Origin of the sequence: Streptomyces sp. NPDC057543 (genome assembly GCF_042801895.1) — a bacterium.
Taxonomy (GTDB): Bacteria; Actinomycetota; Actinomycetes; order Streptomycetales; family Streptomycetaceae; genus Streptomyces.
The window spans coordinates 1-5887 of the sequence record NZ_JBHVFF010000403.1 but is presented as its reverse complement, the minus strand read 5'-3'; the positions used below and the strand labels follow the sequence as shown (position 1 = coordinate 5887).

6 protein-coding genes and 1 pseudogene are annotated in these 5887 nt (G+C 72.2%); all 7 read right to left on the bottom strand.

Going from position 1 to position 5887, the window contains the following annotated elements:
* Window positions 1-31: 31 nt before the first annotated feature.
* On the bottom strand, window positions 32-1501 hold the full coding sequence (der, locus tag ACFU8Q_RS38265; RefSeq protein ID WP_383762370.1) for a ribosome biogenesis GTPase Der: 1470 nt from the start codon (window positions 1499-1501) through the stop codon (window positions 32-34).
* A 63-nt stretch (window positions 1502-1564) separates the two neighbouring features.
* On the bottom strand, window positions 1565-2242 hold the full coding sequence (locus ACFU8Q_RS38260; RefSeq protein WP_384463820.1) for a lysophospholipid acyltransferase family protein: 678 nt from the start codon (window positions 2240-2242) through the stop codon (window positions 1565-1567).
* A complete protein-coding gene (cmk, locus tag ACFU8Q_RS38255) occupies window positions 2239-2955 on the bottom strand; it encodes a (d)CMP kinase (protein WP_384463817.1) in 717 nt (238 codons plus the stop codon). The genes ACFU8Q_RS38260 and cmk overlap by 4 nt, the downstream gene beginning before the upstream one ends.
* A gap of 123 nt (window positions 2956-3078) precedes the next feature.
* On the bottom strand, window positions 3079-4164 hold the full coding sequence (locus ACFU8Q_RS38250; protein WP_093893779.1) for a prephenate dehydrogenase: 1086 nt from the start codon (window positions 4162-4164) through the stop codon (window positions 3079-3081).
* Window positions 4161-4523, bottom strand: coding sequence for a chorismate mutase (aroH, locus tag ACFU8Q_RS38245; protein WP_266745348.1), 363 nt, complete (start codon window positions 4521-4523; stop codon window positions 4161-4163). The genes ACFU8Q_RS38250 and aroH overlap by 4 nt, the downstream gene beginning before the upstream one ends.
* A gap of 312 nt (window positions 4524-4835) precedes the next feature.
* Window positions 4836-5207 (bottom strand): annotated as a pseudogene (locus tag ACFU8Q_RS38240) (YidB family protein); the annotation flags it as partial.
* 88 nt (window positions 5208-5295) lie between these two features.
* Window positions 5296-5887: hypothetical protein (locus tag ACFU8Q_RS38235; RefSeq protein ID WP_384463814.1), on the bottom strand; the 592-nt coding region annotated here is incomplete at its 5' end.

Below are 5887 nucleotides of genomic sequence, written 5' to 3'. Positions count from 1 at the left end.
CGGTCCGGGGCTCCGTCATGGGGCCTGCGTGCTACTTGTTGCGGCCACGCTTCTCGCGGACCCGCACCGAGATGTGGATCGGGGTGCCCTCGAAGCCGAATTCCTCGCGCAGCCGGCGCTCGACGAAGCGTCGGTAGCCGTGCTCCAGGAAGCCCGAGGAGAACAGCACGAAGCGCGGCGGCTTGGTGCCCGCCTGGGTACCGAAGAGGATCCGGGGCTGCTTGCCGCCACGGACGGGGTGCGGGTGCGAGGCGACGACCTCACCGAGGAAGGCGTTCAGTCGGCCGGTGGGGACGCGGGTCTCCCAGCCGGCGAGCGCGGTCTGGATCGCCGGGACCAGCTTCTCCATGTGCCTGCCGGTGACGGCGGAGACGTTGACCCGCGGGGCCCACGCGATCTGCGCGAGCTCCGTCTCGATCTCGCGCTCCAGGTAGTAGCGGCGCTCCTCGTCGAGGGTGTCCCACTTGTTGTACGCGATCACCAGGGCACGCCCGGCCTCCACGGCCATGGTGATGATGCGCTGGTCCTGAACGCTGATGGACTCGCCGGCGTCGATCAGGATGACGGCGACCTCGGCCTTCTCCACGGCTGCGGCGGTACGCAGCGAGGCGTAGTAGTCCGCGCCCTCCTGGAGGTGGACGCGGCGGCGGATACCGGCCGTGTCGATGAACTTCCAGGTGATGCCGCCGAGCTCGATCAGCTCGTCGACCGGGTCACGGGTGGTGCCCGCGAGCTCGTTGACGACGACGCGGTCCTCGTTCGCCACCTTGTTCAGCAGCGAGGACTTGCCGACGTTCGGACGGCCGATGAGGGCGATCCGGCGCGGTCCGCCGATGGCGGTGCCGAAGCGCTGCGCCGGGGCCTCGGGCAGAGCTTCGAGAACGGCGTCGAGCAGGTCTCCCGTGCCGCGGCCGTGCAGCGAGGAGACCGGGTGCGGCTCGCCGAGGCCCAGCGACCAGAGCGCGGTGGCGTCCGCCTCGCCGCTCTGCCCGTCGACCTTGTTGGCGCACAGCACGACGGGCTTGCCGGCCCGGCGCAGCAGCTTGACGACGGCCTCGTCGGTGTCGGTCGCGCCGACCGTGGAGTCGACCACGAAGACGACCGCGTCCGCCGCCTCGATGGCGTACTCGGCCTGGGCGGCGACGGAGGCGTCGATGCCCAGCACGTCCTGCTCCCAGCCGCCGGTGTCGACGACCTTGAAGCGGCGGCCCGCCCATTCGGCCTCGTAGGTGACGCGGTCGCGGGTGACGCCGGGCTTGTCCTCGACGACCGCCTCACGGCGGCCGATGATCCGGTTCACCAGCGTCGACTTGCCGACGTTGGGGCGGCCGACGACGGCGAGCACGGGAAGCGGTCCGTGACCGGCCTCACCGATCGCGCCCTCGACCTCTTCGGCATCGAAACCCTCCTCCGCGGCGAGCTCCATGAACTCCGCGTACTCGGCGTCGCCAAGCGCTCCGTGCTCGTGGTCCGAGCCGTCGGAGTGAATCTGGTCGTTCATGAAGTCCGTTCCTCTTTGCGTCATCATCGATGGGCCACGACCACGCGGCCCACTACTCAAGTCTTACCTACGCCCGGTGAAACGCCTGGCGTCGTCCAGATGGGCGGTCAGCCGCGCCTGGATCCGCACCGTCGCCTCGTCCAGCGCCTTCCGCGTCCGCCGCCCGCCGCCGCCCGCGCTGCGCGCCCCCTCCTGCGCCTCGAAGGCATCACCGAAGACGACATCGACCCGGCTGCGCAACGGCGGCAGTGCCGATACCAGCCGTCCGCGACGCTCGGTGCTTCCCAGCACGGCCACGGGCACGATCGGCGCCCCGCTGCGTACGGCGAAATACGCGAGCCCGGCCCGCAGGGAGGCGAAGTCGCCCTCGCCCCTGGTGCCCTCGGGGAAGATCCCGAGCACCCCGCCGTTCTCCAGCACGCCGAGGGCGTCCGTGATGGCGGTGCGGTCGGCGGTCGTACGGTCCACCTTCAGCTGCCCGATTCCGCGCAGGAACGGGTCGAGCGGGCCGACGAACGCCTCTTTCTTGATCAGGAAGTGGACGGGCCGGGGCGCGGTGCCCATCAGCATCGGACCGTCGATGTTGTGGGAGTGGTTCACCGCGAGTATGACGGGTCCGGAGGCGGGAACCCGCCACGCACCGAGGACGCGGGGCTTCCACAGCCCGTACATCAGGCCGATCCCTATCCCGCGCCCGACCGCCGCCCCGCGCAGCGAGGGTGAACCCGTGGCACGGGTCACTTCACTGCCCGCTTCTCCTCGACGAGGGTGACGACGCACTCGATGACCTGCTGGAGGGTCAGCTCGGTGGTGTCCACCTCGACGGCATCGTCCGCCTTGGCCAGCGGGGAGGTCTTGCGGCCGGAGTCGGCCGCGTCCCGCTTGATCAGCGCCTCCTTGGTGGTGGCGACGTCGGAGCCCTTGACCTCCCCGCTGCGGCGGGCGGCACGCGCCTCCGGCGATGCGGTGAGGAAGATCTTCAGGTCGGCGTCGGGCAGCACCGTGGTGCCGATGTCGCGGCCCTCGACCACTATGCCCCGGTCGGCCGCGGCGGCGATGGTGCGCTGCAGCTCGGTGATGCGGCTGCGCACCTCGGGGACCGCGCTGACGGCGCTGACCTTGGAGGTGACCTCCTGGGTGCGGATCGGGCCCGAGGCGTCCTCGCCGTCGACCGTGATCGTCGGGGCGGCCGGGTCCGTACCGGAGACGATGACCGGCTTCGCGGCGGCGGTCGCCACCTCCATCGCGTCCTGCACGTCGATGCCGTTGTTCAGCATCCACCAGGTGATCGCCCGGTACTGGGCACCGGTGTCCAGGTAGCTCAGGCCGAGCTGGGCGGCGACGGCCTTGGACGTGCTCGACTTGCCGGTGCCGGAGGGCCCGTCGATGGCGACGATCACTGCGGCCGGGGCCGTCCGGGCGGCGGCGCTTGCGGTTTCCACGGTGGTGGACACCTTCCTGGTACACGGGGTGGGCGGGACGGGGGCGCGCGAACCCGCCCCGCACAAGGTTACCGAGTGTCGGAGCGGTCCTCTGCACCCCTGTGGACAACCGCCTCCGGGCCCGCCGCCCCGGGCCTACTGGCGCAGCGACCAGCCCCGGTCGCGCAGCGCCGCGCTCAGTTCGGGGGCCGCGCTCGGCTCGACCATCAGCTGGACCAGGCCCGCCTGCTGCCCGGTGGCGTGCTCGATCCGGACGTCCTCGACGTTGACCCCGGCCCGGCCGGCGTCGGCGAAGATCCCGGCCAGTTCGCCCGGCCGGTCACTGATGAGCACGGACACGATCTCGTACGAGGCGGGGGCCGTCCCGTGCTTGCCGGGCACCCGGACCCGGCCCGCGTTGCCGCGGCGCAGCACGTCCTCGATGCCTTCGGTGCCCTCGCGGCGCTTGTCGTCGTCACCGGACTGCAGGCCGCGCAGCGCCCGTACCGTCTCGTCCAGATCGGCGGCGACCCCGGCCAGCACGTCGGCGACCGGGCCGGGGTTGGCGGAGAGGATCTCCACCCACATCCGGGGGTCGGAGGCGGCGATCCGGGTGACGTCCCTGATGCCCTGACCGCAGAGGCGGACGGCGGTCTCGTCGGCCTCCTCCAGGCGGGCGGCGACCATCGACGAGATCAGCTGCGGGGTATGGGAGACCAGGGCGACGGCCCGGTCGTGCGCGTCGGCGTCCATGACGACCGGTACGGCGCGGCAGAGCGCGACCAGTTCCAGGGCGAGGTTGAGGACCTCGGTGTCGGTGTCACGGGTCGGGGTGAGGACCCAGGGGCGGCCCTCGAAGAGGTCCGCGGTGGCGGCGAGGGGGCCCGATCGCTCCTTTCCGGCCATGGGGTGCGTACCGATGTACGGCGTGAGGTCGACGCCGCGGGCCTCCAGCTCGCGGCGCGGGCCGCCCTTGACACTGGCGACGTCGAGGTAGCCGCGGGCCACGCCGTCCCGCATGGCGGTGGCCAGCACCGAGGCCACATGGGCGGGCGGCACGGCGATGATCGCCAGGTCGACGCGGCCCTCGGGTGCCTCGTCCGTACCGGCGCCGAGCGCCGCCGCGGTGCGGGCCGATTCGGGATCGTGGTCGACGAGGTGGACATGGATGCCGCGCCCGGCGAGGGCAAGGGCTGCGGAGGTGCCGACGAGGCCCGTTCCGATGACGAGGGCGGTTCTCACTGGGCGATGTCCTTGCGGAGGGCGGCGGTGGCACCGAGGTACACGTGCGCGATCTCGGACTTGGGAAGGTACGTCTCGACGTGCGCGAGGATCCGTACCACGCGGGGCATGGCGCCCACGATGTCCAGTTCCTGGGCGCAGATCAGTGGTACGTCGACGATACCGAGCCCGCGCGCCGCGGCGGCCGGGAAGTCGCTGTGCAGATCGGGAGTGGCCGTGAACCAGATACTGATCAGGTCGTCCGCGACGAGACTGTTGCGCTCCAGGACGGCGGTGAGCAGGGCGCTGACCCGCTCGGCCATGTGTCCGGCCTCGTCCTGCTCCAGTTGGACGGCTCCACGGACCGCTCGTACCGCCACGTCGTGCTCCTCGCTTCTTCGTACGTGTCGCGCCTGCTGTCCGCCTGCGTGATCCTTCTGCGGGATCAGCCTAGAGGGGCGGGGGCAGGGGCGGCCGCGGTGCTCTCCCAGTGAGACGGGGCGGTGACGTGCACGTGGCAGAGCGCGTCGGCCGGAGAGCTCCGCCTGGTGGTGAAGGCCCTCCGGCCGCGCAGGGTGTTCCGGGGGAACACTTCTTTCTGCGCGGTGAACGGCCGTGCGGCCGCCCCGGTCCCAGAGCCGCTGTTCCCGGACCAGGTCCTCGATCAAGCGCCCCTCGAGGACCTCTCCCGACGGGGTCAGTCTGTCGACCGCCGTCGGCAGCGACCGGGCGATCTCGTCGGCTGCCTGTTCTGTGGAGACCCCGGTCTCCCGGGCGACCTTCTGCAGGGTCTCGTCCGGCAGCGCCTCGGCGATCCGGGCGCCGCTGACGGCCTGGTTCTCACCGGTGCCGACCCAGGACTGCGCCGGGTCGACGAGGCCGGACTCGGTGAGCATCCCGATCAGGCCTTCGAGCGCGTTGCCACCGCCGCCCGTACCGCTTCGGGCGTCGCCCGGTGCGCCCAGCAGTGCGCCGAGGATGTTCCCGGCGCCGCCGGAGGCGCCGTCCTGGCCGCCACCGCCCAGCAAACTGCCCAGCAGGCTGCCGAGGTCGTCTCCCGCCATGGTTCTGCCTTTCCGGAGGGGATGATTCATCGACAATGTCGATCAGAACCCGGGCTTCTCTGCCACTTGGAGTGGGGCGGGTCCGCCGTCACTCGGCGGTCGCCGGACCGGCCCGGCGGGCATCGGCCAGAAGCGCCGCCTCCGCGACATCCGGATGCTCGCTGTCCCGAAGCGCGGCCAGCTGGTCCGGCCAGGGATCCGCCCACCGGGTGTTACCCCCCGCCCGGACGACCAGCTCCACCGCGGCCAGCCCCGCAACGGCCGACCCGCGCGCCCGCAGCGCAGCCACCACCGTGCCGATCGCCGCGATCGGCAGCACCGGCCGCGGCCCCAGCCACTCGTGCCGGATGGCGTCGAGCAGGCCCGGCCGCTCCCCCGCGAGGGCCAGCCACCGGTCCCACCGCTCCACCGTCCCCTCCTCCGCATCCGTCAGAGCCGACAGGGCCGCCGACAGCGCCACCCCGGACGCAGTACGGACAAGCCCCGCCGCCCGGAGCGCCTCGGTGACCGCGTCCAGAGCGGCGACCGGGCGCGGCCCGTACCCCCGCTTCAGCGAGTCGAGGACCAGCAGCGCGTCCCGCCGCTCCCCCTCGTCCACGGAACGGACCTGGCTCACCACCGCGTCGAGCGCGCCCTTCAGCGCCGACCGCCCCTCCTCGGTGGTCGCCCACTCGCACAGC

What these genes read in the sequence shown, in the direction of transcription:
- der (WP_383762370.1), bottom strand. Translation starts at nt 1,501, where the DNA reads ATGAACGACCAGATTCACTCCGACGGCTCGGACCACGAGCACGGAGCG.